Here is a 22,138-nt window from a genome sequence, read left to right as displayed (position 1 = left end):
GTCATGGCAGAAGCACTCTCCGACAACCTCCCCGCCAAGGCAGACGGCAAGCCGCCGTTGTTTGGCCTGTCGTTCCTGGAAAACCTCTCGCAAATGACCATGCTGCGTCAGGTGGGCCTGATGGTTGGCCTGGCGGCCAGCGTGGCGATTGGTTTTGCCGTGGTGTTGTGGTCGCAACAACCCGATTACCGCCCACTGTACGGCAGCCTGTCGGGCATGGATTCCAAGCAGATCATGGAAACCCTCGCCGCTGCCGACATCGCTTACACCGTGGAACCCAACTCCGGCGCCTTGCTGGTCAAGTCTGATGACGTGGCCCGCGCACGGATGAAACTGGCCGCCGCTGGCGTGGCGCCGTCCGACAGCAATATCGGTTTCGAGATTCTCGACAAGGACCAGGGCCTGGGCACCAGCCAGTTCATGGAAGCCACCCGTTATCGCCGTGGCCTGGAAGGCGAACTGGCGCGCACCATCTCCAGCCTGAATAACGTCAAGGCTGCCCGTGTGCACCTGGCGATTCCGAAAAGCTCGGTGTTCGTGCGTGACGAACGCAAGCCCAGCGCTTCGGTACTGGTCGAACTGTTTGCCGGCCGCTCCCTGGAGCCTGGCCAGGTGCTGGCGATCGTCAACCTGGTGGCCACCAGCGTTCCCGAATTGAGCAAGTCGCAAATCACGGTGGTTGACCAGAAGGGCAACCTGCTCTCCGACATGGCCGAAAACTCCGCGCTGACCCAGGCCGGCAAGCAATTTGACTACAGCCGCCGCATGGAAAGCATGCTCACTCAGCGCGTGCACAACATTCTGCAACCGGTGCTGGGTAACGACCGCTACAAGGCTGAAGTGTCCGCCGACGTGGACTTCAGCGCTGTCGAATCGACCTCGGAGCAGTTCAACCCTGACCAGCCGGCGCTGCGCAGCGAGCAGTCCACCAGCGAGCAGCGCACCGCTGCCAATGGCCCGCAAGGTGTGCCGGGGGCCTTGAGCAACCAACCACCGTCGGCCGCCTCGGCACCGCAGACCACTGGCGGCGCCGCTGCCACTGCTGGCGCGATCCAGCCTGGCCAGCCGCTGCTGGATGCCAACGGCCAGCAGATCATGGACCCGGCCACCGGCCAGCCGATGCTTGCGCCGTATCCTGCGGACAAGCGTAACCAGTCCACCAAGAACTTCGAACTCGATCGCTCTATCAGCCACACCAAACAGCAACAGGGCAAGATCAATCGCCTGTCGGTGTCGGTGGTGGTCGATGACCAGGTCAAGGTCAACCCAGCCGATGGCGCCGTGACCCGCGCGCCCTGGACCGCCGACGAATTGGCGCGCTTCACCCGCCTGGTACAGGACGCTGTCGGCTTCGATGCCAGCCGTGGCGACAGCGTCAGTGTGATCAACATGCCGTTCTCCGCCGAGCGCGCTGAAGTGATCAGCGACCCTGCGTTCTACACCCAGCCGTGGTTCTGGGACATCGTCAAGCAAGTGCTGGGTGTGTTGTTCATCCTGGTGCTGGTGTTTGGTGTACTGCGCCCGGTGCTCAACAACATTACCGGTGGCGGCAAGAAGCAACTGGCGCTGGCCGGTGGCGACGTCGAGTTGGGTGGCATGGGCGGCCTGGATGGCGAACTGGCCAACGACCGCGTCAGCCTTGGCGGCCCGCAAAGCATCCTGTTGCCAAGCCCGAGCGAAGGCTATGACGCTCAGTTGAACGCAATCAAGAGTCTGGTGGCAGAAGACCCGGGCCGTGTGGCCCAGGTCGTGAAAGAGTGGATTAACGCTGATGAATGATCGAGCCGCTGTGGCCAAGCTCTCCCGGGTCGACAAAGCCGCCGTGTTGCTGCTGTCCCTGGGTGAAACCGACGCTGCCCAAGTGCTGCGCCACATGGGGCCCAAAGAGGTCCAGCGTGTCGGCGTGGCGATGGCGCAGATGCGCAATGTGCACCGCGAGCAAGTCGAGCAGGTGATGAGCGAGTTCGTCGAGATCGTCGGCGACCAGACCAGCCTGGGCGTCGGTTCCGACAGCTACATTCGCAAGATGCTCACCTCGGCGCTGGGCGAAGACAAGGCCAACGGCCTGATCGACCGCATCCTGCTGGGCGGCAACACCAGTGGCCTGGACAGCCTCAAGTGGATGGAACCTCGTGCGGTCGCCGACGTGATCCGCTACGAGCACCCGCAGATCCAGGCGATCGTGGTGGCCTACCTGGACCCGGACCAGGCCGGTGAAGTGCTCGGCCACTTCGACCACAAAGTGCGCCTGGACATCATCCTGCGCGTGTCGTCGCTCAACACCGTACAACCGGCGGCCCTCAAGGAACTCAACACGATTCTGGAGAAGCAGTTCTCCGGCAACTCGAATGCCTCGCGCACCACCCTGGGTGGCATCAAGCGCGCGGCCGACATCATGAACTTCCTCGACAGCTCGGTCGAAGGCCAACTGATGGACTCGATCCGCGAGATCGACGACACCCTGTCCGGCCAGATCGAAGACCTGATGTTCGTCTTCAACAACCTTGCCGATGTCGACGACCGTGGCATCCAGGCGCTGTTGCGCGAAGTCTCCTCCGACGTGTTGGTGCTGGCCCTCAAGGGCTCGGACGAAAACGTCAAAGAGAAAATCTTCAAGAACATGTCCAAGCGTGCGTCCGAACTGTTGCGCGACGACCTGGAAGCCAAGGGCCCGGTGCGCGTCAGCGATGTAGAAACCGCGCAGAAGGAAATCCTCACCATTGCCCGCCGTATGGCCGAAGCCGGAGAAATCGTTCTCGGCGGGAAGGGCGGCGAAGAAATGATCTAAGGCGCCTTGCATGTCGAACAAAGATGAGACGCCCAGCGATCTGATTCGCGCGCGGGATGTCGGCGGGTTCGATATCTGGTCGTTGCCCAGCTTCGACCCCCATGTGCCGGAGCCCGAGCCTGAGCCGGTCGAAGAGCTTCCGGTGGAAATGGAAGAAGTGCCGCTGGATGAAGTCCAGCCACTGACCCTCGAAGAACTTGAAGCCATCCGCCAGGAAGCCTACAACGAAGGCTTTGCGGCGGGCGAGAAAGACGGTTTTCGCAGCACCACCCTCAAGGTCCGCCAGGAAGCCGAGGCAGCGCTGGGCACCCAGCTGGCCAGCCTGGAACGCCTGATGGGCAACCTGTTCGACCCGATTGCCGAGCAGGACACCCAACTGGAAAAATCCATGGTCGGCCTGGTGCAGCACATTGCCCGCCAGGTGATCCAACGTGAGCTGGTGCTGGACTCCAGCCAGATCGAAAGCGTGATGCGCGAAGCCCTCAAGCTGCTGCCCCTGGGTGTCGGCAATGTGCGGTTGTACATCAACCCGCAGGATTTCGAGCAGGTCAAAGCCCTGCGCGAGCGCCATGAAGAAACCTGGCGCATCGTCGAGGATGCGGCGTTGTTGCCCGGTGGTTGCCGTGTCGAAACCGAACACAGCCGCATCGATGCCACGGTGGAAACCCGCATCAGCCAGATCATGGCCAAATTGTTGGATCAACTGCATGAGCAAGCTCTGCATCCGGCAGCGCCTGACGTGAGCGTTGACCTGGACGCTCCCGATGCGCCTTGATCGCACCAGCTTTGCCAAGCGCCTGAGCAGCTACGCCGAGGCAACCGAATTGCCCGGCCAGCCGATCCTTGAAGGGCGCTTGTTGCGCATGGTCGGCCTGACCCTTGAAGCCGAGGGCTTGCGCGCTGCCATGGGCAGCCGCTGCCTGGTGATCAATGACGACAGCTACCACCCGGTGCAGGTCGAAGCCGAAGTGATGGGTTTTTCCGGCAGCAAGATTTTCCTGATGCCGGTGGGCAGCCTGGCCGGTATCGCCCCGGGTGCTCGCGTGGTACCGCTGGCCGACACTGGCCGCCTGCCCATGGGCATGAGTATGCTCGGCCGCGTACTCGACGGCGCCGGGCGTGCGCTGGATGGCAAGGGCGGCATGAAGGCCGAAGACTGGGTGCCGATGGACGGCCCCACCATCAACCCGCTCAACCGCAACCCCATCAGCGTGCCGCTGGACGTGGGCATTCGCAGCATCAACGGTTTATTGACAGTCGGACGCGGCCAGCGCCTGGGCCTGTTCGCCGGTACCGGCGTGGGTAAGTCGGTGTTGCTGGGCATGATGACGCGCTTTACCGAGGCCGACATCATCGTGGTCGGGCTGATCGGTGAGCGGGGCCGTGAGGTCAAGGAATTCATCGAGCACAGCCTCGGTGAAGAAGGGCTCAAGCGCTCGGTGGTGGTGGCCTCGCCTGCGGATGATGCGCCACTGATGCGCCTGCGCGCAGCCATGTACTGCACACGCATCGCCGAGTATTTCCGAGACAAGGGCAAGAATGTGCTGCTGCTGATGGATTCGCTCACGCGTTTCGCCCAGGCCCAGCGGGAAATCGCCTTGGCCATTGGTGAGCCGCCGGCCACCAAAGGCTATCCGCCGTCGGTCTTCGCCAAACTGCCCAAGCTGGTGGAGCGCGCCGGTAATGCCGAGGCCGGCGGTGGCTCGATCACTGCGTTTTATACCGTGTTGTCCGAAGGCGACGACCAGCAAGATCCGATTGCCGACTCGGCGCGGGGCGTGCTCGACGGCCACATTGTGCTGTCGCGACGCCTGGCAGAAGAAGGGCACTACCCGGCCATCGACATCGAAGCGTCCATCAGCCGGGTGATGCCGGCGGTGGTCACCCCTGAGCATATGGCCCGTGCGCAGCAGTTCAAGCAACTGTGGTCGCGTTACCAGCAGAGCCGCGACCTGATCAGCGTCGGCGCCTATGTGGCCGGCGGCGATCGCGACACCGACCTGGCCATTGCCTTGCAACCACAGCTGGTGAACTACCTGCGCCAGGGCCTCAACGACAAGATCAGCATGGGCGAAAGCGAAGCGCATCTGCAGTCCATCTTCGCCCCCGCGCCAGGCGGTTAAGCCATGGCCAACAGCCGCGCCGCGCGCCTGGCCCCGGTGGTGGAAATGGCCGAAAAGGCCGAGAAAACCGCCGTGCAACGCCTGGGTTACTTTCAAGGCCAGGTGCGCCTGGCAGAGAGCAAGCTGGGCGACCTGGAGCGCTTTCGCCTGGAGTACCAACAACAGTGGATCGAGCGCGGCAGCAAGGGCGTGTCGGGCCAGTGGTTGATGGGGTATCAGGGCTTTCTCAATCAGCTTGAAACAGCCGTCGGCCAACAGCGCCAGAGCCTGGCCTGGCACCAGAACAACCTCGATAAAGCCCGGGAAAGCTGGCAGCAGGCGTTTGCCCGCGTGGAAGGTTTGCGCAAGCTGGTGCAGCGCTATATCGACGAAGCGCGGGCGATTGAAGATAAGCGCGAGCAAAAGCTGCTTGATGAATTGTCCCAACGCCTGCCCCGCCAGGAACAATTCTAACTAACGACGCAGGATAGATGTGTTGCTCAGATCCGGTTCGCCTGCTAAACCTTGTTGCACAGTGCCAATGACAAGGAAGCAGTCACATGTCAATCGAGTCCGATGTATCCCTGGATGGGAAGAAGTTGACGATCGCAATCAAGGGCCGGTTCGATTTCGGCAGCCACCAGGCGTTTCGGGACGCCTATGAGCGTTTCTACAAGGTGCCCGAGACCTATATTGTCGATCTCAAGGAGGCCACCTACATGGACAGTTCAGCCCTGGGTATGCTCCTGTTGCTACGTGATCATGCTGGCGGTGATGACGCCGAGGTCCGTGTGACGAACAGCAACCCCGACGTGCGCAAGATCCTCGCCATTTCCAACTTCGACAAACTGTTCGATATCAGTTGAGCGCCTTGGCCCCGGTCCTTGAGGCGCTGACTATCCTGATCGCCGAAGACAGCGCCGCCGATCGGCTGTTGCTGTCGACCATCATCCGTCGCCAGGGTCATCAGGTGCTGACTGCCAGCAACGGTGCCGAGGCGGTGGAGATCTTCCGTCATGAGCGCCCGCAACTGGTGCTGATGGATGCGCTGATGCCGGTGATGGACGGCTTTGAAGCCGCCCGGCAGATCAAGCAGTTGGCGGGGGAGGCGCTGGTGCCGATCATCTTCCTCACCTCCCTGCGCGAAAGCGAAGCGCTGGCCCAATGCCTGGATGCCGGCGGCGACGACTTCTTGCCCAAACCTTACAACCCCCTGATATTGGCAGCGAAGATCAACGCCATGGATCGCCTGCGCCGCCTGCAGGCCACGGTCTTGCAACAACGCGACCTGATCGCCAGGCACCACGAGCACCTGATGCATGAGCAGCGGGCAGCCAAGGCGGTGTTCGACAAGGTTGCCCACTCCGGCTGTATCAATGCCGCACCCAATATCCGCTACCTGCAATCGCCCTATGCCTTGTTCAACGGTGATTTGCTGCTGGCGGCCTACACGCCGTCCGGTGACATGCACGTGCTGCTCGGCGATTTCACCGGCCATGGCTTGCCGGCCGCCATTGGCGCCATGCCGTTGGCCGAAGTGTTCTACGGCATGACCGCCAAGGGCTACGGCCTTACGCAGACCTTGCGGGAGATGAACGCCAAGCTCAAGCGCATCCTGCCGGTGGACATGTTCTGTTGCGCCACCTTGTTGTGCCTGAGCGCCCAGCGGCGTGCGGTTGAGGTGTGGAACGGCGGTATGCCCGAAGGCTATGTGCATGAAGTCGCCACTGGCAAGCGCACGCCGCTGATGTCGCGGCATCTGCCCCTGGGCGTGCTATCGGCGGAAAGCTTCGATGACAGCACCGAGGTCTGGCCCATGGCCTTGGGCGATCGGGTGTTCCTGCTCTCCGATGGCGTGCTGGATACGGCTGACGCCAATGATCAACTGTTCGGCGCCGAGCGGTTGCAACAGGTGTTCGCTGCCAACCGCGAGCCTGACCGCCTGTTTGAGGATATCGAGCACGCCCTGGCTGCATTTCGGGGGCTGGCGCGCGATGACGTCAGCATGGTCGAGATCACCCTGCTGTCCGGCCAGGCGCTGCGAGTGGCCGAGCCGATGTATGCCGACAGCGGCCAGTCGTGCCCGCTGGATTGGTCGGTGGGTTTCGAGTTTCGCGCCCAGACGCTGCAGCGCTACAACCCGCTGCCGTACCTGCTGCAACTGCTGCTGGAGATCCATGGGTTGCGCGAGCAGAGCGGCGCGCTCTACAGCGTGATGGCGGAGTTGTATTCCAATGCCCTGGAACATGGTGTGCTGGGCCTGGACTCACGGCTCAAGCGCGATGCGCAAGGGTTTGCGCAGTATTATCATCAGCGCAATGAGCGTCTGGCGCAGCTGAGCAGTGGCTACGTGCGCGTGCATGTGCAGGTGGTACCGACCGACAAGGGCGGCAAGATGACCCTGTGCATTGAAGACAGCGGGCCGGGTTTTGATGTCGAACAGGAGCTGGCGCGGCCCCTGGAAGTTGACCGTCTGTCTGGCCGAGGGCTGAACCTGGTGCGTCAACTGAGCAGCGCTGTACGCTGGTCCGAGGGCGGGCGCCGTGTCTGCGTGGAGTTTTGCTGGGAAGCTCTGGCATAATCCGCTGATTCTTGATCAAGGAGCGAGCAAGTGGCTGAGATTCATCTGGACCCCGACGTGTTGTCGGGTTTGCAGGACGTCATGGAGGGTGAGTATCCCAAACTGCTCGACACCTTCCTCGATGACTCGCAAAAGCGCATCAAAGCGCTGCGCGACGCGCGCGACGATGCCAAGGCATTGGGACAGATTGCGCACAGTTTCAAAGGCAGCAGTGGCAACCTTGGGGCGGTGCGGCTGGCGCAGCTGTGTCAGCGCCTGGAGGCTGAGTCCGTCAAGCCATCATCGGATCTGGGCGAATTGGTTGACCAGATCGATCATGAGTTCGCGTTGGTCCGGCCGCTGTATGAGTCGGAGCGCCAACGTTCAGTTTCTGAATCATCGCGCTAAACCTGGCCCGACTCTTGCTCTATCTCCACAGACTGCATCCCCGACCCCATGCAGTGGAGAACCTTACCCATGCCAGTCGCCCCCAATTCGCTCCTTCAGGCTGCCCCTGCGGCCAAGCCGTCAGCGCCTGCCGCTAACCCGCCGGTAGTGGTTGCGGCCCCGCGAGACAAGGGCGCAGGCTTTGCTCAAGTGTTTGCCAAGCAGGGCTCCAAGCCGACGCTGAAGGGCGACGACACCGCCAGTAAAGTCACGCGTGACAAGCCTTCCGATACCGGCGCCAAACCGGTTGCCGGCAGCGACAAGCCTGCCGCCAGCAAGCCGGCGGTTGCCGATAGCGGCAATCCCTTGCCTGCCAAGCCGTCGGCCAAGGCCGATGACAGCACTGGCGCCGAGGGCGATAAACCCAGCGATTCAGCCCTGGCGCAACCACCTGCGGTAGACCCTGTTGTCGACCCCGCGGTAATCGCCACCGCGATGCCGGTGGCGGTGCCCGTACAAGTGTCGGCGGTTGACGAGGACGCCAAGGCCCAACCGGTGGTCGCCGTGGTCGATGAGGCCCAGCAGCCGGCTTTCGACCCGCAGGCTGATCCCCTGGATGCGATGCCGGCTGTACGCCTGGCGATGGAGCAGGGTGGGCACGTGTCGGCCAGCAGCCAGACGCCGCAGAAAAGCGCAGCCGCCCCTACGGATCAACCGACCGCTGCGCAAAGCTTTGCCGCTGGCCTGGCCACGATGGTCGACCAGCAAACCACCAAGGACAGCACCGACCAGGGTGGCGACAAGGCGTTTGGCGCGTTGATCGATGACGGCCTCAAGGACCTCAAGAACGCCAGCAGCGACACCCGCGTGGACGATTTCGCCAACCGCCTCGCCGCGCTGACCCAGGCCGCCACGCCCAAAACCGCCAACGCCTTGCCGCCGGTTGCCAATGCACCGCTGGCCATGCACCAGAGCGGCTGGACCGAAGAGGTCGTCAACCGCGTGATGTACCTCTCCAGCGCCAACCTCAAGTCGGCCGAGATCCAGTTGCAGCCGGCCGAGCTTGGGCGTCTGGATATCAAGGTCAACATGACGGCGGACCAGCAGGCCCAGGTCAATTTCATGAGCGGCCATGCCGTGGTGCGTGAAGCGCTGGAAAGCCAGTCTGGCCGCTTGCGTGAGATGTTTGCCCAGCAGGGGATGGGGCAGGTGGATGTGAATGTGTCCGACCAGTCCCGTGGCCAGGAGCAGCAGCAACAGCAGGGCCAGGCGCGGGGCGTCAGCGGCAGCGGCAGGCGTGCTGACAGCGGCGACGCTGGTGGCCCTGTGGACGTGGCCGAAGTGGCGGGGCGCGTGAGCCAGAGCGTGATCGGCTCCAGCGCGGTCGACTACTACGCCTGACTTCCTGTCCAAACCCGGTCAGTGTGGGAGCTGGCTTGCCTGCGATGGCGGTGTATCAGTGACATATATGTGAACTGACCCACCGCCATCGCAGGCAAGCCAGCTCCCACATTTGATTTGGGTTGCCTTCGCGCCAGACAACTCTGGCATAACACTTGCTCTTGCCTTCCCGTAGATCTATGAATCCCCGAATAGTGACGGATTATTGGCATGGCGAAGAGCGACGACGCAGCAACTCCCCCCGCAGCAGGCAAAGGCAAGCTCAAGCTGATCCTGTTGATTGTGCTGGGCCTGCTTTTGGCTATCGGTGCCTCGATTGGCGGCACCTGGTACATCATGCACAGCAGTGCAAGCAAGCCGGCACCCGCCGCCGACGCCGCCACCAACGTCAAGCAACCGGCAATCTTCGAACAGATGCTTCCGGCGTTTGTTGCCAATTACAACGTCAACGGTCGTCAGCGCTACCTGCAAGTGAGCATTACCCTGCTGGCGCGCAACCAGGCGGATCTGGATGCCCTCAAGGTGCATATGCCGGTGATCCGCAACAACCTGGTGATGCTGTTTTCCGGGCAGGCCTTCGACAGCCTGGCCACCCCGGTCGGCCAGGAAATGCTACGCCAGAAGGTCACTGCCAGCGTGCAGGAAGTGGCCCAGAAAGAACTCGGCAAAGTCGTGGTCGAGCAGGCGCTCTTCACTAACTTCGTATTGCAGTAGGATCACGACATGGCCGTGCAAGACCTGCTGTCCCAGGATGAAATCGACGCGCTGTTGCACGGCGTGGACGATGGTCTGGTACAGACCGAAATGGCTGCCGAACCCGGCAGCGTCAAAAGTTATGACCTGACCAGCCAGGATCGCATCGTCCGTGGACGCATGCCGACCCTGGAAATGATCAACGAACGTTTCGCCCGCTACACCCGTATCAGCATGTTCAACATGCTGCGCCGCTCGGCGGACGTGGCGGTGGGCGGCGTGCAGGTGATGAAGTTCGGTGAATACGTGCACTCGCTGTACGTGCCCACCAGCCTCAACCTGGTCAAGATCAAGCCGCTGCGCGGCACTGCGCTGTTCATCCTCGACGCCAAACTGGTGTTCAAGCTAGTGGACAACTTCTTCGGCGGCGACGGCCGTCACGCCAAGATCGAAGGGCGTGAATTCACCCCCACCGAACTGCGTGTCGTGCGCATGGTGCTGGAGCAAGCCTTCATCGACTTGAAGGAAGCCTGGCAGGCGATCATGGAAGTCAATTTCGAGTACATCAATTCGGAAGTGAACCCGGCCATGGCCAACATCGTCGGCCCCAGCGAGGCGATTGTGGTGTCGACTTTCCACATCGAGCTCGATGGCGGTGGCGGTGACCTGCACGTGACTATGCCGTACTCGATGATCGAGCCGGTGCGCGAAATGCTCGACGCCGGTTTCCAGTCCGACCTCGACGATCAGGACGAGCGCTGGGTCAAGGCCCTGCGTGAAGACCTGCTGGACGTCGACGTGCCCCTGAGCGCCACCGTCGCCCGTCGGCAGTTGCGCCTGCGCGACATTTTGCACATGCAGCCCGGGGATGTGATCCCTGTCGACCTGCCGGAAGAACTGATCATGCGCGCCAATGGCGTGCCGTCGTTCAAGGTCAAGCTCGGTTCCCACAAAGGCAACCTGGCGTTGCAAGTGGTTGAGCCGATCAACCGACGCTGATTCAACCCTAATTCATGATTGTTTGCTGCGCCGAGGACATGTAATGGCTACCGAACACGAAAACACTTCCGCCGAAGACCAGGCCCTGGCTGACGAGTGGGCCGCGGCCCTGGAAGAAACCGGCGATGTCGGCCAGGACGACATCGACGCACTGCTGGCCGCCGACGCCGCCACTGCGCCTGCCGGCAAGCGCCTGCCGATGGAAGAATTTGGCAGCGTGCCGAAGAACAACGAGCCGGTGACCCTCGACGGTCCGAACCTGGATGTGATTCTTGACATCCCCGTGTCGATTTCCATGGAAGTGGGCAGCACCGAAATCAATATTCGCAACTTGCTGCAACTCAACCAGGGCTCGGTGATCGAGTTGGACCGCCTGGCCGGTGAGCCACTGGACGTGCTGGTCAACGGCACGCTGATCGCCCACGGCGAAGTGGTGGTGGTCAATGAGAAGTTCGGCATCCGCCTGACGGACGTGATCAGCCCGAGCGAACGCATCAAGAAGTTGCGCTGAGATGAAGTACTCGATGGCGGGACTGTTGCTGGCGCTGCCATTGAGCGCCTGGGCGGTGGAACCGGTCGCGCAAGCGGCTGCGGCACCGGTGGTCGGCAGCGTCGGCGGGCAATTGACGCAGCTGGTGCTGGGCCTGTTGCTGGTGATCGGCTTGATCTTTGTGCTGGCCTGGCTGATGCGCCGCGTACAGCACATCGGCCCGGGCAATGGCCAGGTGATCGAACTGGTCGGTTCGCGCGCCCTCGGCCCGCGTGATCGGCTGGTGCTGGTGCAAGTCGGCGAGGAGCAGATCCTGCTTGGCATCACGCCCGGGCGCATCACCCCGCTGCATGTACTCAAGACCCCGGTGGACGCGGCCAAGACCGAGACCGCCACGCCAGAATTCGCCCAGCGCCTGATGGAGTTGCTGGGCAAGGATCAGAAGGATAAGAAGTAATGCGCGTTTTGCTGACGCTCATGCTGTTGCTGGCCGCGCCGCTGGCCCTGGGCGCCGACCCGTTGTCGATCCCGGCGATCACCCTGGGCACCAACGCGGCCGGCGCGCAGGAATATTCGGTCAGTTTGCAGATCCTGCTGATCATGACCGCGCTGAGTTTTATCCCGGCGTTCGTGATGTTGATGACCAGCTTTACGCGGATCATCATCGTGTTCTCGATCCTGCGCCAGGCCCTGGGCCTGCAACAGACGCCGTCGAACCAGATCCTCACCGGCATGGCCTTGTTCCTGACGCTGTTCATCATGGCGCCGGTGTTCGACAAGGTGAACCAGCAAGCCCTGCAACCCTACCTCGCGGAAAAACTCAACGCCCAGGACGCCATCGACAAAGCCCAGGGCCCGATCAAGGACTTCATGTTGTCGCAAACCCGCTCCAGCGACCTTGAGCTGTTCATGCGCCTGTCCAAGCGTACCGACATCGCCACCCCGGACCAAGCACCCTTGACCATTCTGGTGCCGGCGTTCGTCACCTCCGAATTGAAGACCGCGTTCCAGATCGGCTTCATGATCTTTATCCCGTTTTTGATCATCGACCTGGTGGTGGCGAGCGTGCTGATGGCCATGGGTATGATGATGCTGTCGCCGTTGATCATCTCGTTGCCGTTCAAGATCATGCTGTTTGTGCTGGTGGACGGCTGGGCGCTGATTATTGGCACCCTGGCCGGCAGTTTCGGAGGGGTATAGGGCCATGACCCCAGAAGTCGCCGTCGACCTGTTCCGCGAAGCACTGTGGCTGACCACCCTGATGGTCGCCGTGCTGGTGGTACCGAGCCTGTTGGTCGGCCTGCTGGTGGCGATGTTCCAGGCGGCCACCCAGATCAACGAACAAACCCTGAGCTTCCTGCCGCGCCTGCTGGTAATGCTGGTGACCCTGATCGTCGCCGGCCCTTGGCTGGTGCAAACCTTCATGGAATACATCCTGCAGTTGTACGGCAGTATTCCGCAGTTGATCGGCTGAGCCGATGCAGTCCTTGCTGGCGTTGACCGACACTCAGATCAGCACCTGGGTGGCCTCGTTCATCCTGCCGTTGTTTCGCGTCACGGCGATGTTGATGGCTATGCCGGTGTTCGGCACCACCCTGGTTCCGCGTCGCGTGCGTTTGTACTTTGCCGTGGCGATCACCGTGGTGATCGTGCCGGGCCTGCCACCGATGCCGCCGGTCAACGCGCTGGACCTCAGCGCCTTGCTACTGATCGCCGAACAGATCCTGATCGGCGCCATGTTGGGGTTTTCCCTGACCTTGTTCTTCCAAGCCTTCGTGGTGGCCGGGCAAATCATCTCGATCCAGATGGGCATGGGCTTCGCCTCCATGGTCGACCCCACCAACGGCGTGTCGGCGGCAGTGATCGGGCAGTTTTTGACCATGTTGGTAACCTTGCTGTTCCTGGCCATGAACGGTCACCTGGTGGCGTTCGAGGTGCTGACCGAGAGCTTCACCACCTTGCCGGTGGGCGCAGGCTTGGTGGTCAACCACTTCTGGGAACTGGTGGGGCGCCTCGGTTGGGTACTCGGCGCGGCGCTGTTGCTGGTGTTGCCGGCGATCACGGCGCTGCTGGTGGTCAATATCGCGTTTGGTGTGATGACCCGTGCGGCGCCGCAACTGAACATCTTCTCGATTGGTTTCCCGCTGACCCTGGTGTTGGGCATGGGGATTTTCTGGGTCGGCCTGGCCGACATTCTCAATCAGTATCAACCGCTGGCCACCGATGCCCTGCAGTTCTTACGTGATCTGGCACGGGCGCGCTGAGCCATGGCCGAAAGCGAGAGTGGTCAGGACAAAACAGAAGACCCCACGGAGAAACGTAAAAAGGACTCCAGGGAAAAGGGCGAGATTGCACGCTCCAAAGAGCTCAACACCTTTGCCACCATGATCGCCGGTGCCGGTGCCTTGCTGATCTACGGCGGGGGCCTGGCGCTGGACTTGCTGGAGATGATGAAACACAACTTCAGCTTGCCCCGCGAAGTGCTGCTCAACCCCGACGCCATGGGCCAGTACCTGCTGCACTCAGGCAAAATCGCCCTATTGGCGGTGCAACCGATCTTGATCACCTTGCTGCTCGCCGCGCTGATCGGCCCCGTTGCCCTCGGCGGCTGGTTGTTTGCCGCGGGCAGCATGGCGCCCAAGTTCAGCCGCATGAACCCGGGCGCGGGGCTCAAGCGCATGTTCTCCGCCAAGGCCCTGATTGAATTGCTCAAGGCCCTGGCCAAGTTTTTCCTGATTCTGTTCGTGGCGCTGGCGGTGTTGTCGTCCGACATCGACGACTTGCTGCGCATCGCCCATGAGCCGCTGGAGTCGGCGATCATCCACAGCGTGCAGGTGGTGGGCTGGAGCGCGCTGTGGATGGCCCTCGGGCTGATCCTGATCGCTGCTGTGGATGCGCCGATCCAGCTGTGGGAAAGCCACAAGAAACTGCTGATGACCAAGCAGGAAGTGCGTGACGAACACAAGGATCAGGAAGGCCGGCCCGAGGTCAAGCAACGCATTCGTCAACTGCAGCGCGAAATGTCCCAGCGCAAGATGATGGCTTCGGTACCCGACGCCGACGTGATCATCACCAACCCGACGCACTACGCCGTGGCCCTCAAGTACGACCCCGAGAAGGGTGGTGCGCCGATGTTGCTGGCCAAGGGCAGCGACTTCACCGCCCTGAAAATCCGCGAAATCGCCGTGGCCAACGACATTCTGCTGCTGGAATCGCCGGCGCTGGCGCGCTCGATTTTCTATTCCACCGACCTCGACCAGGAAATCCCCGCCGGGTTGTACCTGGCCGTGGCACAGGTACTGGCCTACGTTTACCAAATCCGCCAATACCGCGCCGGCAAGGGCAAGCGGCCTGATCCGCTCAAGGATTTGCCGATACCGCCGGATTTGCGCCGCGACACCTGATTCTTCTTTGACCTGTCAACTTTGACAGTAGCCGTTACGCCGCCTTCACTGTTTGATACAGCGATGAGCCGCGCAGCCATGCGCGGCTCGGGAGGCGGTGATGGATAGGGGCACGGTCAGGTGGTTCGATGCGGTCAAGGGCATTGGTTTTATTGCTCGGGATCGGGATGGCAATGCGGTTGCCGTCCAATCGACGAATGTCGAATGCGCTGAAGTCCAGCAAGCGCCTGCCAAGCAGCGCAAACCGCGCAAACGCAAAAGATCAACGGATGCATGATCTGCAACGTTGCCATGCCTATCACCCATTGAAAGCCTGCGTCTACCTGTCAACTCTGACAGTAGCCAAAGGGCGCTGCCCGCTGTTTTATTACCCACCATGCACTGCGCGTATGTAGTAACGAGATGCAGGGAGAGCGGTTGTGAAGATGGCTACGGGTACGGTCAGGTACTACGTCTGGCTCAGGGGCGATTGGGTGATCAAGCCCGATGGCGGGGGAGAGGATGTGTTTATCAATGGCAGAGACTGGCGTTGCACTGCGCTGTGGTTTGGCAAGCGCATGGAGTTCCAAATGGTCCATCGACCCGAGGGTATTTATGCCTTGCCCGTCAAACTGTGCAACCCAGGTGAACCGGGTCTCAAGTGAAGTGTAGGGAGAATGGCAATGACAACTGGCACGGTGAAGTGGTTTAACGCGGAGAAGGGGTTTGGTTTTATTACTCCGGATGATGGGACTCCCGATGTGTTTGCCCATTACTCGGCAATTGCGACGCAGGGGTACAAATCTTTGGATGAAAACCAAAAAGTAGAGTTTGACGTCACACAAGGTCCAAAAGGCCCACAGGCTGAGAATATACGGCCAGTTTAGAAACTGAATCACAGGTGGGAGCTGGCTTGCCTGCGATGGCTGACTCACAGCCAATATCCCAGTGGCTGACACACCGCAATCGCAGGCAAGCCAGCTCCCACCCTTGTCCGTATTATCCGCTGCTTGCTTTGCCCGCCATTGCGGCGCCAAGGTGCACACGATCAGCCAGTAACTGCGCCAGTTCGATCAATTGCGCAACACCGAGCAATTCCTCTCGTTTCGAACCTTCCAGGTCAAAAGCCAGGTCGCAGCTCAAGGCATTGGCCGAGGCAAGGGTTTCGCTGAGGTTGACCAGCAGGTCTTCGGTGCTGATGCCGTCGGCTACGGTAAACAGCCGGATGGGGGCATTTGGGGCGGGTTTGATCACTGTGAAGCTCCTTTTACTGAAAGGGAGATGGTGCTTTTGCTCCTAGGTAATCCGGGCCGCGACGCCCGTCCGCTGCGTTTGCAGCGGTGTACGGAGACTAGAGAGCGCATTTCCTAGGGGCAACCCCAAATCCTTGTCAGAAATTTCCTCAGCAATACTGGTTGCACACAAATCCAAATGTGGGAGCTGGCTTGCCTGCGATGGCTGACTCACAGCCAATATCTGCGTGACTGACACACCGCAATCGCAGGCAAGCCAGCTCCCACACTTGAATCGGTTACCACTCGAAAATCGCCCCAAAAGCAAAGTTGGAAGGCTTCTTGCAACCCCGCCTCCAAGTCGCCCTCCAGCGTCAAAACTTTGCTTCAAGGACCCGAGGAATACCGGTGGTAGATCGCTCTCAAATGCTCAACACGGCCCGTGGCACCCTGACTGACCTGTCGCGGGGCAATCTGGGTGTGCCGTTGTTGTTGCTGGTGATGCTGGCAATGATGATGTTGCCGATGCCGCCGTTCCTGCTCGATGTGTTCTTTACCTTCAACATTGCCCTGTCCGTCGTCGTGTTGCTGGTGTGCGTGTACGCCCTGCGGCCGCTGGATTTCGCGGTATTCCCGACGATTCTGCTGGTGGCGACCCTGCTGCGCCTGGCGCTGAACGTGGCGTCCACGCGGGTGGTGATGCTTCACGGCCAGGACGGCCATGCCGCTGCGGGTAAGGTGATCCAGGCGTTCGGCGAGGTGGTGATCGGCGGCAACTACGTGGTCGGTATCGTGGTGTTCGCGATCCTGATGATCATCAACTTCGTGGTGGTGACCAAGGGCGCCGGGCGGATTTCCGAGGTGAGCGCGCGGTTTACCCTCGACGCCATGCCCGGCAAACAGATGGCCATCGACGCCGACCTCAACGCCGGCCTGATCGACCAGAACCAGGCCAAGTCGCGCCGTGCGGAAGTCGCCCAGGAAGCCGAGTTCTACGGCTCCATGGACGGCGCCAGCAAATTTGTGCGCGGCGACGCCATCGCCGGCCTGCTGATTCTGTTTATCAACCTGATCGGCGGCATGGCCGTCGGTATCTTCCAGCACGGCATGACCTTCGGCGATGCGGGCAAGGTGTATGCCTTGCTGACTATCGGTGACGGTTTAGTGGCGCAATTGCCATCACTGTTGTTATCAACAGCGGCGGCCATCATGGTTACCCGCGCTTCGGGCTCCGAAGACATGGGCAAGCAGATCAGCCGCCAGATGTTCGCCTCGCCCAAGGCCCTGGCCGTGGCGGCGGGCATCATGGCGATCATGGGCATCGTGCCGGGTATGCCCCACTTCTCGTTCCTGAGCATGGCGGCCCTGGCCGGCGGCGCAGCTTACCTGTTCTGGAAAAAGCAGAACGCGGTCAAGGTCCAGGCCCAGCAAGAGATTGCCCGCCAGCAGGATCTGCTGCCATCCCCGGCCCGCGCCCAGGAAACCAAGGAACTGGGCTGGGACGATGTGACCCCGATCGACATGATCGGCCTGGAAGTCGGCTACCGCCTGATCCCGCTGGTGGACCGCAACCAGGGCGGGCAATTGCTGGCGCGGATCAAGGGCGTGCGCAAGAAGCTGTCCCAGGACCTGGGCTTCTTGATGCCTACCGTGCATATCCGCGACAACCTCGACCTGGCTCCCAGCGCCTATCGCCTGACCCTGATGGGCGTGATCCTGGCTGAAGCCGAGATCTACCCGGATCGCGAACTGGCGATCAACCCCGGGCAGGTGTTCGGTACGCTAAACGGCATTACCGCCAAAGATCCGGCTTTTGGCCTGGAAGCGGTGTGGATCGAAGTCAGCCAGCGCAGCCAGGCGCAATCGCTGGGTTACACCGTGGTGGATGCCAGCACCGTGGTTGCCACGCACCTCAACCAGATTCTCTACAAGCACTCCCACGAGCTGATCGGTCATGAGGAAGTCCAGCAATTGATGGGCTTGCTGGCCAAATCCTCACCGAAACTGGCCGAAGAGCTGGTGCCGGGTGTCCTGACACTGTCGCAGTTGCTCAAGGTGCTGCAAGCGCTGTTGGCCGAGCAGGTGCCGGTGCGTGACATTCGCAGCATTGCCGAAGCCATCGCCAACAATGCCGCCAAGAGTCAAGATACTGCCGCTCTGGTGGCGGCGGTGCGCGTCGGATTGTCCCGTGCAATCGTGCAAAGCATTGTAGGCATTGAGTCCGAGCTGCCTGTGATCACCCTGGAACCCAGGTTGGAACAAATATTGCTCAATAGTATTCAGAAGGCGGGGCAAGGCCAGGAAGAGGGCGTTTTGCTGGAGCCGAGCATGGCTGAAAAGCTGCAGCGTTCGTTGATCGACGCCGCACAGCGCCAGGAAATGCAAGGCAACCCGGTGATCCTGCTGGTGGCCGGCCCGGTTCGGGCGATGTTGTCGCGGTTTGGACGCCTGGCTGTACCGAATTTGCACGTGTTGGCTTACCAGGAAATTCCTGACAATAAGCAAGTGACTATCGTCGCGACAGTTGGGCCCAATGGCTGAGGTAGTGGGTTATGCAAGTTAAGCGTTTTTTCGCCGCCGATATGCGTCAGGCCATGAAACTGGTCCGTGATGAGCTGGGCGCCGATGCCGCGATTATCGGTAACCGTCGGATTGCCGGCGGTGTCGAGCTGACGGCTGCCCTGGATTACACCCCCCAGGCGCTGGCCCCGCGCGTGCCGAACATGGAACTCGAAGACGAGCTGCGCAAGACCGCCTCGCGCATTGTGTCGGCCCAGGCTGAACTGAGTATGCGTGGCGACAGCGATGCCAGCACCAATCGCCAATTGTTCGCCGGCCTGCCGTTGACCGCCGCCGAGCCGCTGGTAGAGCCGACATTTGTCGAACCGCCGCGTCCAGCCGCGCCCGCCCCGGCTGCTGCTGTCGACCAGCGTGTGTTCGATTCGATGCGCTTTGAACTCAATGGCCTGCGTGAACTGCTGGAAGTGCAGCTGGGCTCGTTGGCCTGGACGCAACTGCAAGGCAGCAAGCCCCAGCAAGCCAACCTGTGGCGCCGCCTGCAACGCATCGGCTTGTCCGGCCCTTTGTCCCGCGACCTGCTGGCCTTGACCGCCGAAGTCGAAGAGCCGCGTCAGGCCTGGCGCATGTTGCTGGCGCACTTGGCGCGCATGATCGCCACCCCGGAAATCGAACCCCTGGAAGAGGGCGGTGTGATTGCCATGGTCGGCCCCGCCGGCATGGGCAAGACCACCACCCTGGCGAAGCTGGCCGCGCGTTATGTACTTAAATACGGCGCACAGAATATCGCCCTGGTGAGCATGGACAGCTACCGCATCGGCGCCCAGGAGCAGCTCAAGACCCTGGGCCGCATCCTCAATGTGCCAGTGACGCACGTCGACCCGGGCCAGTCCCTGGCCAATGCCCTCGACCCGCTGCTGCGCAAGCGCGTGGTGCTGATCGATACCGCCGGCCTGCAAGCCAGCGACCCGGCCCTGCGTATGCAGCTCGAAAGCCTGGCCGGGCGTGGCATCAAGTCGAAAAATTACCTGGTGCTTGCAACCACCAGCCAGAAACAGGTTCTTACCGCCGCGTACCATAGTTACAAACGCTGCGGTCTGGCCGGCTGCATCCTCACCAAGCTCGACGAAACCGCGAGCCTGGGCGAAGTGTTGAGCCTGGCCATCAGTCATGAATTACCGGTCGCCTACCTGACCGACGGGCCGCGGATCCCGGATGATCTGCATCTGCCGCGCCGTCATCAGTTGGTCAGCCGTGCCGTCAGTGTGCAAATGCAAGAAGAGCCTAGCGAGGAAGCGATGGCCGATATGTTCGCCGACCTTTACCACCACCCGGCAAAACGGGTCGGTTGAGGCAGGATGAACACCGTGAAATGTACCTACATCGATGGTCTGCAAGCGTTTCAAGCGGCCAAGCCATGTAGCCTGCGTCTAAGCAAGACAAGGTAAAGAAATAAAATGGGCAGCATGCATCCCGTACAGGTGATCGCGGTGACCGGCGGCAAAGGTGGCGTCGGCAAAACTAACGTGTCAGTGAATTTGTCCCTGGCCCTGGCAGAGCTTGGCCGTCGCGTCATGCTGCTGGATGCTGATTTGGGCTTGGCGAACGTGGACGTTCTGCTGGGGCTGACACCCAAACATACCCTTGCCGATGTGATCGAGGGCCGCTGTGAGCTGCGCGATGTGCTGCTCCAGGGGCCCGGTGGCATTCGTATCGTGCCGGCTGCCTCGGGCACCCAGAGCATGGTGCACCTGAGCCCCGCGCAACATGCCGGGCTGATCCAGGCCTTCAGTGATATCGGCGACAACCTCGACGTGCTGGTGATCGACACCGCCGCCGGGATCGGCGAATCGGTGGTCAGCTTTGTGCGCGCCGCGCAGGAGGTGCTGCTGGTGGTGTGCGACGAACCTACTTCCATCACCGACGCCTACGCGCTGATCAAACTGCTTAACCGTGACTACGGCATGAACCGCTTTCGCGTGCTGGCCAACATGGCCCAGAGCCCGCAGGAAGGGCGCAACCTGTTCGCCAAGTTGACCAAGGTCACGGATCGCTTCCTCGATGTGGCTTTACAATACGTCGGCGCAGTTCCCTATGACGAGTGTGTGCGCAAGGCCGTGCAAAAGCAGCGTGCGGTCTACGAAGCGTTCCCTCGTTCGAAGTGCGCACTGGCGTTCAAGGCCATTGCCCAGAAGGTCGATACCTGGCCGTTGCCCGCCAATCCGCGGGGGCATCTGGAGTTTTTCGTCGAGCGTTTGGTGCATCAGACGAGTGCGGGACCGGTGCTATGACATCCAGCGGCTACAACCTTTACAAAAAGTCGGCACGTGACAGCCAGGGCGAATTGATCGAGCGCTATGCGCCTCTGGTCAAGCGCATTGCCTATCACCTGTTGGCGCGCCTGCCGGCGAGCGTGCAGGTCGAAGACTTGATCCAGGCCGGTATGATCGGCCTGCTTGAAGTGTCGACCAAATACGACGCGAGCAAGGGTGCCAGTTTCGAGACGTATGCGGGTATCCGTATCCGTGGCGCAATGCTCGACGAGGTGCGTAAAGGCGATTGGGCGCCGCGTTCGGTACACCGCAATACCCGCATGGTCAGTGATGCAATTCGTGCAATTGAAGCAAAAACCGGTCGTGACGCTAAAGATCATGAAGTTGCGGCCGAACTCCAATTGAGTCTCGACGATTACTACGGGATTTTGAACGATACCTTGGGCAGCCGCCTGTTCAGTTTCGACGACCTTTTACAGGACGGCGAACACGAAGGGCTGCACGAGGACGGCGCGAGTGCACATCTTGAACCGTCGCGCGATCTGGAGGACGAACGTTTCCAGAAAGCGTTGGCGGACGCGATTGCCAACTTGCCCGAGCGTGAGCGCCTGGTGCTGGCGCTGTACTACGACGAAGAGCTGAACCTCAAGGAAATCGGTGAGGTCCTGGGGGTCAGCGAGTCGCGTGTCAGCCAGTTGCATAGCCAGTGCGCCGCCCGCTTGCGGGGGCGATTGGGAGAGTGGCGCGCGCGCTGACAGGCAGTGTGGGGACACTGCAGACGCTACCGCGAAACCGCAGGGTTTTGCGGGTGAGTACCGTGGTGCCCTGGGCAGTCCTTTTTGTGTAACGCCTGTTGATTGAAATGGCGCGTCCAGGTGCTGGGCGCGTTTAAGACTGCTTGGAGGTCGAATTGGACAAGAACATGAAAATCCTCATCGTTGATGACTTCTCAACGATGCGGCGGATCATTAAAAACCTGTTGCGTGACCTTGGGTTCACCAACACGGTCGAGGCGGATGACGGCATTACGGCGATTCCGATCCTCAACAGCGGCAGCATCGACTTTCTGGTAACTGACTGGAACATGCCGGGCATGACCGGTATCGACCTGCTGCGCCACGTGCGCGCCGATGAAAAGCTGCGCAGCCTGCCTGTGCTGATGGTGACCGCCGAAGCCAAGCGTGAACAGATCATCGAAGCCGCCCAAGCCGGGGTCAACGGTTACGTGGTCAAGCCATTCACGGCGCTGGCCTTGAAAGAGAAGATTGAAAAAATCTTCGAACGCATCGGTCATTGATGTCGCCACGGGGGAG

General features: G+C 61.2%; 26 protein-coding genes. 24 read left to right on the top strand and 2 right to left on the bottom strand.

Annotated features, from left to right (window positions below; translation table 11 throughout):
- The first annotated feature begins 3 nt into the window (after window positions 1–3).
- The 17 genes from fliF to flhB all read left to right on the top strand — a co-directional run bounded on the left by fliF (window position 4) and on the right by flhB (window position 14,824).
- Complete coding sequence (gene fliF, locus IH404_RS20115) at window positions 4–1,779, top strand: flagellar basal-body MS-ring/collar protein FliF (RefSeq protein ID WP_005790081.1); 1,776 nt, start codon at window positions 4–6, stop codon at window positions 1,777–1,779.
- The gene (gene fliG / locus IH404_RS20110; RefSeq protein WP_003192957.1) at window positions 1,772–2,788 is read left to right on the top strand and encodes a flagellar motor switch protein FliG; all 1,017 of its coding nucleotides are present in this window, start codon (window positions 1,772–1,774) and stop codon (window positions 2,786–2,788) included. Before fliF ends, fliG begins: the two co-directional genes overlap by 8 nt.
- Window positions 2,789–2,798: 10 nt before the next feature.
- Window positions 2,799–3,563, top strand: coding sequence for a flagellar assembly protein FliH (gene fliH, locus IH404_RS20105; protein WP_194438868.1), 765 nt, complete (start codon window positions 2,799–2,801; stop codon window positions 3,561–3,563).
- The gene (gene fliI, locus IH404_RS20100) at window positions 3,553–4,911 is read left to right on the top strand and encodes a flagellar protein export ATPase FliI (protein ID WP_194438866.1); all 1,359 of its coding nucleotides are present in this window, start codon (window positions 3,553–3,555) and stop codon (window positions 4,909–4,911) included. The genes fliH and fliI overlap by 11 nt, the downstream gene beginning before the upstream one ends.
- A 3-nt stretch (window positions 4,912–4,914) precedes the next feature.
- Entirely contained in the window at window positions 4,915–5,364 is a 450-nt protein-coding gene (fliJ, locus tag IH404_RS20095) for a flagellar export protein FliJ (RefSeq protein WP_005790077.1), read from the top strand.
- An 86-nt stretch (window positions 5,365–5,450) separates the two neighbouring features.
- Entirely contained in the window at window positions 5,451–5,756 is a 306-nt protein-coding gene (locus IH404_RS20090; RefSeq protein WP_005790075.1) for an STAS domain-containing protein, read from the top strand.
- Window positions 5,753–7,471: a fused response regulator/phosphatase gene (locus IH404_RS20085; RefSeq protein ID WP_032803658.1), complete on the top strand. Its 1,719-nt coding sequence runs from the start codon at window positions 5,753–5,755 to the stop codon at window positions 7,469–7,471. The genes IH404_RS20090 and IH404_RS20085 overlap by 4 nt, the downstream gene beginning before the upstream one ends.
- Window positions 7,472–7,501: 30 nt before the next feature.
- Window positions 7,502–7,858, top strand: a complete 357-nt coding sequence (locus tag IH404_RS20080; protein ID WP_005790072.1) for an Hpt domain-containing protein — start codon at window positions 7,502–7,504, stop codon at window positions 7,856–7,858.
- A gap of 69 nt (window positions 7,859–7,927) precedes the next feature.
- On the top strand, window positions 7,928–9,238 hold the full coding sequence (locus IH404_RS20075) for a flagellar hook-length control protein FliK (protein ID WP_194438864.1): 1,311 nt from the start codon (window positions 7,928–7,930) through the stop codon (window positions 9,236–9,238).
- 210 nt (window positions 9,239–9,448) lie between these two features.
- On the top strand, window positions 9,449–9,952 hold the full coding sequence (gene fliL / locus IH404_RS20070; RefSeq protein ID WP_005790069.1) for a flagellar basal body-associated protein FliL: 504 nt from the start codon (window positions 9,449–9,451) through the stop codon (window positions 9,950–9,952).
- Window positions 9,953–9,961: 9 nt separating this feature from the next.
- A complete protein-coding gene (gene fliM / locus IH404_RS20065) occupies window positions 9,962–10,930 on the top strand; it encodes a flagellar motor switch protein FliM (RefSeq protein WP_005790068.1) in 969 nt (322 codons plus the stop codon).
- A gap of 43 nt (window positions 10,931–10,973) precedes the next feature.
- Window positions 10,974–11,441, top strand: coding sequence for a flagellar motor switch protein FliN (fliN, locus tag IH404_RS20060; protein WP_005790067.1), 468 nt, complete (start codon window positions 10,974–10,976; stop codon window positions 11,439–11,441).
- Window position 11,442: 1 nt separating this feature from the next.
- Complete coding sequence (fliO, locus tag IH404_RS20055; RefSeq protein ID WP_194438862.1) at window positions 11,443–11,877, top strand: flagellar biosynthetic protein FliO; 435 nt, start codon at window positions 11,443–11,445, stop codon at window positions 11,875–11,877.
- Window positions 11,877–12,620 (top strand): flagellar type III secretion system pore protein FliP, encoded by a 744-nt coding sequence (gene fliP / locus IH404_RS20050; protein WP_005790064.1) that lies wholly within the window; start codon window positions 11,877–11,879, stop codon window positions 12,618–12,620. Before fliO ends, fliP begins: the two co-directional genes overlap by 1 nt.
- Before the next feature lie 4 nt (window positions 12,621–12,624).
- Window positions 12,625–12,894 carry a flagellar biosynthesis protein FliQ gene (gene fliQ / locus IH404_RS20045; protein ID WP_003192936.1) on the top strand — a complete coding sequence of 90 codons (270 nt, stop codon included), beginning with the start codon at window positions 12,625–12,627 and terminating at the stop codon, window positions 12,892–12,894.
- A 4-nt stretch (window positions 12,895–12,898) separates the two neighbouring features.
- Window positions 12,899–13,684 (top strand): flagellar biosynthetic protein FliR, encoded by a 786-nt coding sequence (gene fliR, locus IH404_RS20040; RefSeq protein WP_005790062.1) that lies wholly within the window; start codon window positions 12,899–12,901, stop codon window positions 13,682–13,684.
- Between the two features lie 3 nt (window positions 13,685–13,687).
- Complete coding sequence (gene flhB, locus IH404_RS20035) at window positions 13,688–14,824, top strand: flagellar biosynthesis protein FlhB (RefSeq protein WP_005790061.1); 1,137 nt, start codon at window positions 13,688–13,690, stop codon at window positions 14,822–14,824.
- A gap of 34 nt (window positions 14,825–14,858) precedes the next feature.
- Here flhB and IH404_RS28030 read toward each other — a convergent pair whose 3' ends face one another.
- Window positions 14,859–15,047: a hypothetical protein gene (locus tag IH404_RS28030; protein ID WP_032803657.1), complete on the bottom strand. Its 189-nt coding sequence runs from the start codon at window positions 15,045–15,047 to the stop codon at window positions 14,859–14,861.
- A 202-nt stretch (window positions 15,048–15,249) separates the two neighbouring features.
- Here IH404_RS28030 and IH404_RS20025 point away from each other — a divergent pair, with 202 nt between their 5' ends.
- Window positions 15,250–15,468, top strand: a complete 219-nt coding sequence (locus tag IH404_RS20025; protein ID WP_232289436.1) for a hypothetical protein — start codon at window positions 15,250–15,252, stop codon at window positions 15,466–15,468.
- Window positions 15,469–15,486: 18 nt separating this feature from the next.
- Window positions 15,487–15,690: a cold-shock protein gene (locus tag IH404_RS20020; RefSeq protein WP_005790055.1), complete on the top strand. Its 204-nt coding sequence runs from the start codon at window positions 15,487–15,489 to the stop codon at window positions 15,688–15,690.
- A 112-nt stretch (window positions 15,691–15,802) separates the two neighbouring features.
- On the opposite strand, the gene IH404_RS20015 is transcribed toward IH404_RS20020, so the two are convergent.
- On the bottom strand, window positions 15,803–16,057 hold the full coding sequence (locus IH404_RS20015) for a DUF6124 family protein (RefSeq protein ID WP_194438861.1): 255 nt from the start codon (window positions 16,055–16,057) through the stop codon (window positions 15,803–15,805).
- Between the two features lie 404 nt (window positions 16,058–16,461).
- Between IH404_RS20015 and flhA the strand changes: the two genes are divergently transcribed.
- The 5 genes from flhA to IH404_RS19990 all read left to right on the top strand — a co-directional run bounded on the left by flhA (window position 16,462) and on the right by IH404_RS19990 (window position 22,122).
- Window positions 16,462–18,576, top strand: coding sequence for a flagellar biosynthesis protein FlhA (gene flhA / locus IH404_RS20010; RefSeq protein ID WP_032880069.1), 2,115 nt, complete (start codon window positions 16,462–16,464; stop codon window positions 18,574–18,576).
- Between the two features lie 11 nt (window positions 18,577–18,587).
- Window positions 18,588–19,904, top strand: coding sequence for a flagellar biosynthesis protein FlhF (gene flhF / locus IH404_RS20005; RefSeq protein ID WP_005790047.1), 1,317 nt, complete (start codon window positions 18,588–18,590; stop codon window positions 19,902–19,904).
- Window positions 19,905–20,009: 105 nt separating this feature from the next.
- Window positions 20,010–20,843, top strand: coding sequence for a flagellar synthesis regulator FleN (gene fleN / locus IH404_RS20000; protein WP_003192912.1), 834 nt, complete (start codon window positions 20,010–20,012; stop codon window positions 20,841–20,843).
- Entirely contained in the window at window positions 20,840–21,580 is a 741-nt protein-coding gene (gene fliA, locus IH404_RS19995; protein WP_005790042.1) for an RNA polymerase sigma factor FliA, read from the top strand. Before fleN ends, fliA begins: the two co-directional genes overlap by 4 nt.
- A gap of 167 nt (window positions 21,581–21,747) precedes the next feature.
- The gene (locus tag IH404_RS19990) at window positions 21,748–22,122 is read left to right on the top strand and encodes a chemotaxis response regulator CheY (protein ID WP_005790040.1); all 375 of its coding nucleotides are present in this window, start codon (window positions 21,748–21,750) and stop codon (window positions 22,120–22,122) included.
- The last annotated feature ends 16 nt before the right edge of the window (window positions 22,123–22,138 follow it).

Origin of the sequence: Pseudomonas sp. OST1909, assembly GCF_015277575.1 — a bacterium.
In the GTDB taxonomy this organism is placed as follows: Bacteria; Pseudomonadota; Gammaproteobacteria; order Pseudomonadales; family Pseudomonadaceae; genus Aquipseudomonas; species Aquipseudomonas synxantha_A.
This window is presented reverse-complemented; position numbering and strand designations above follow the sequence as displayed.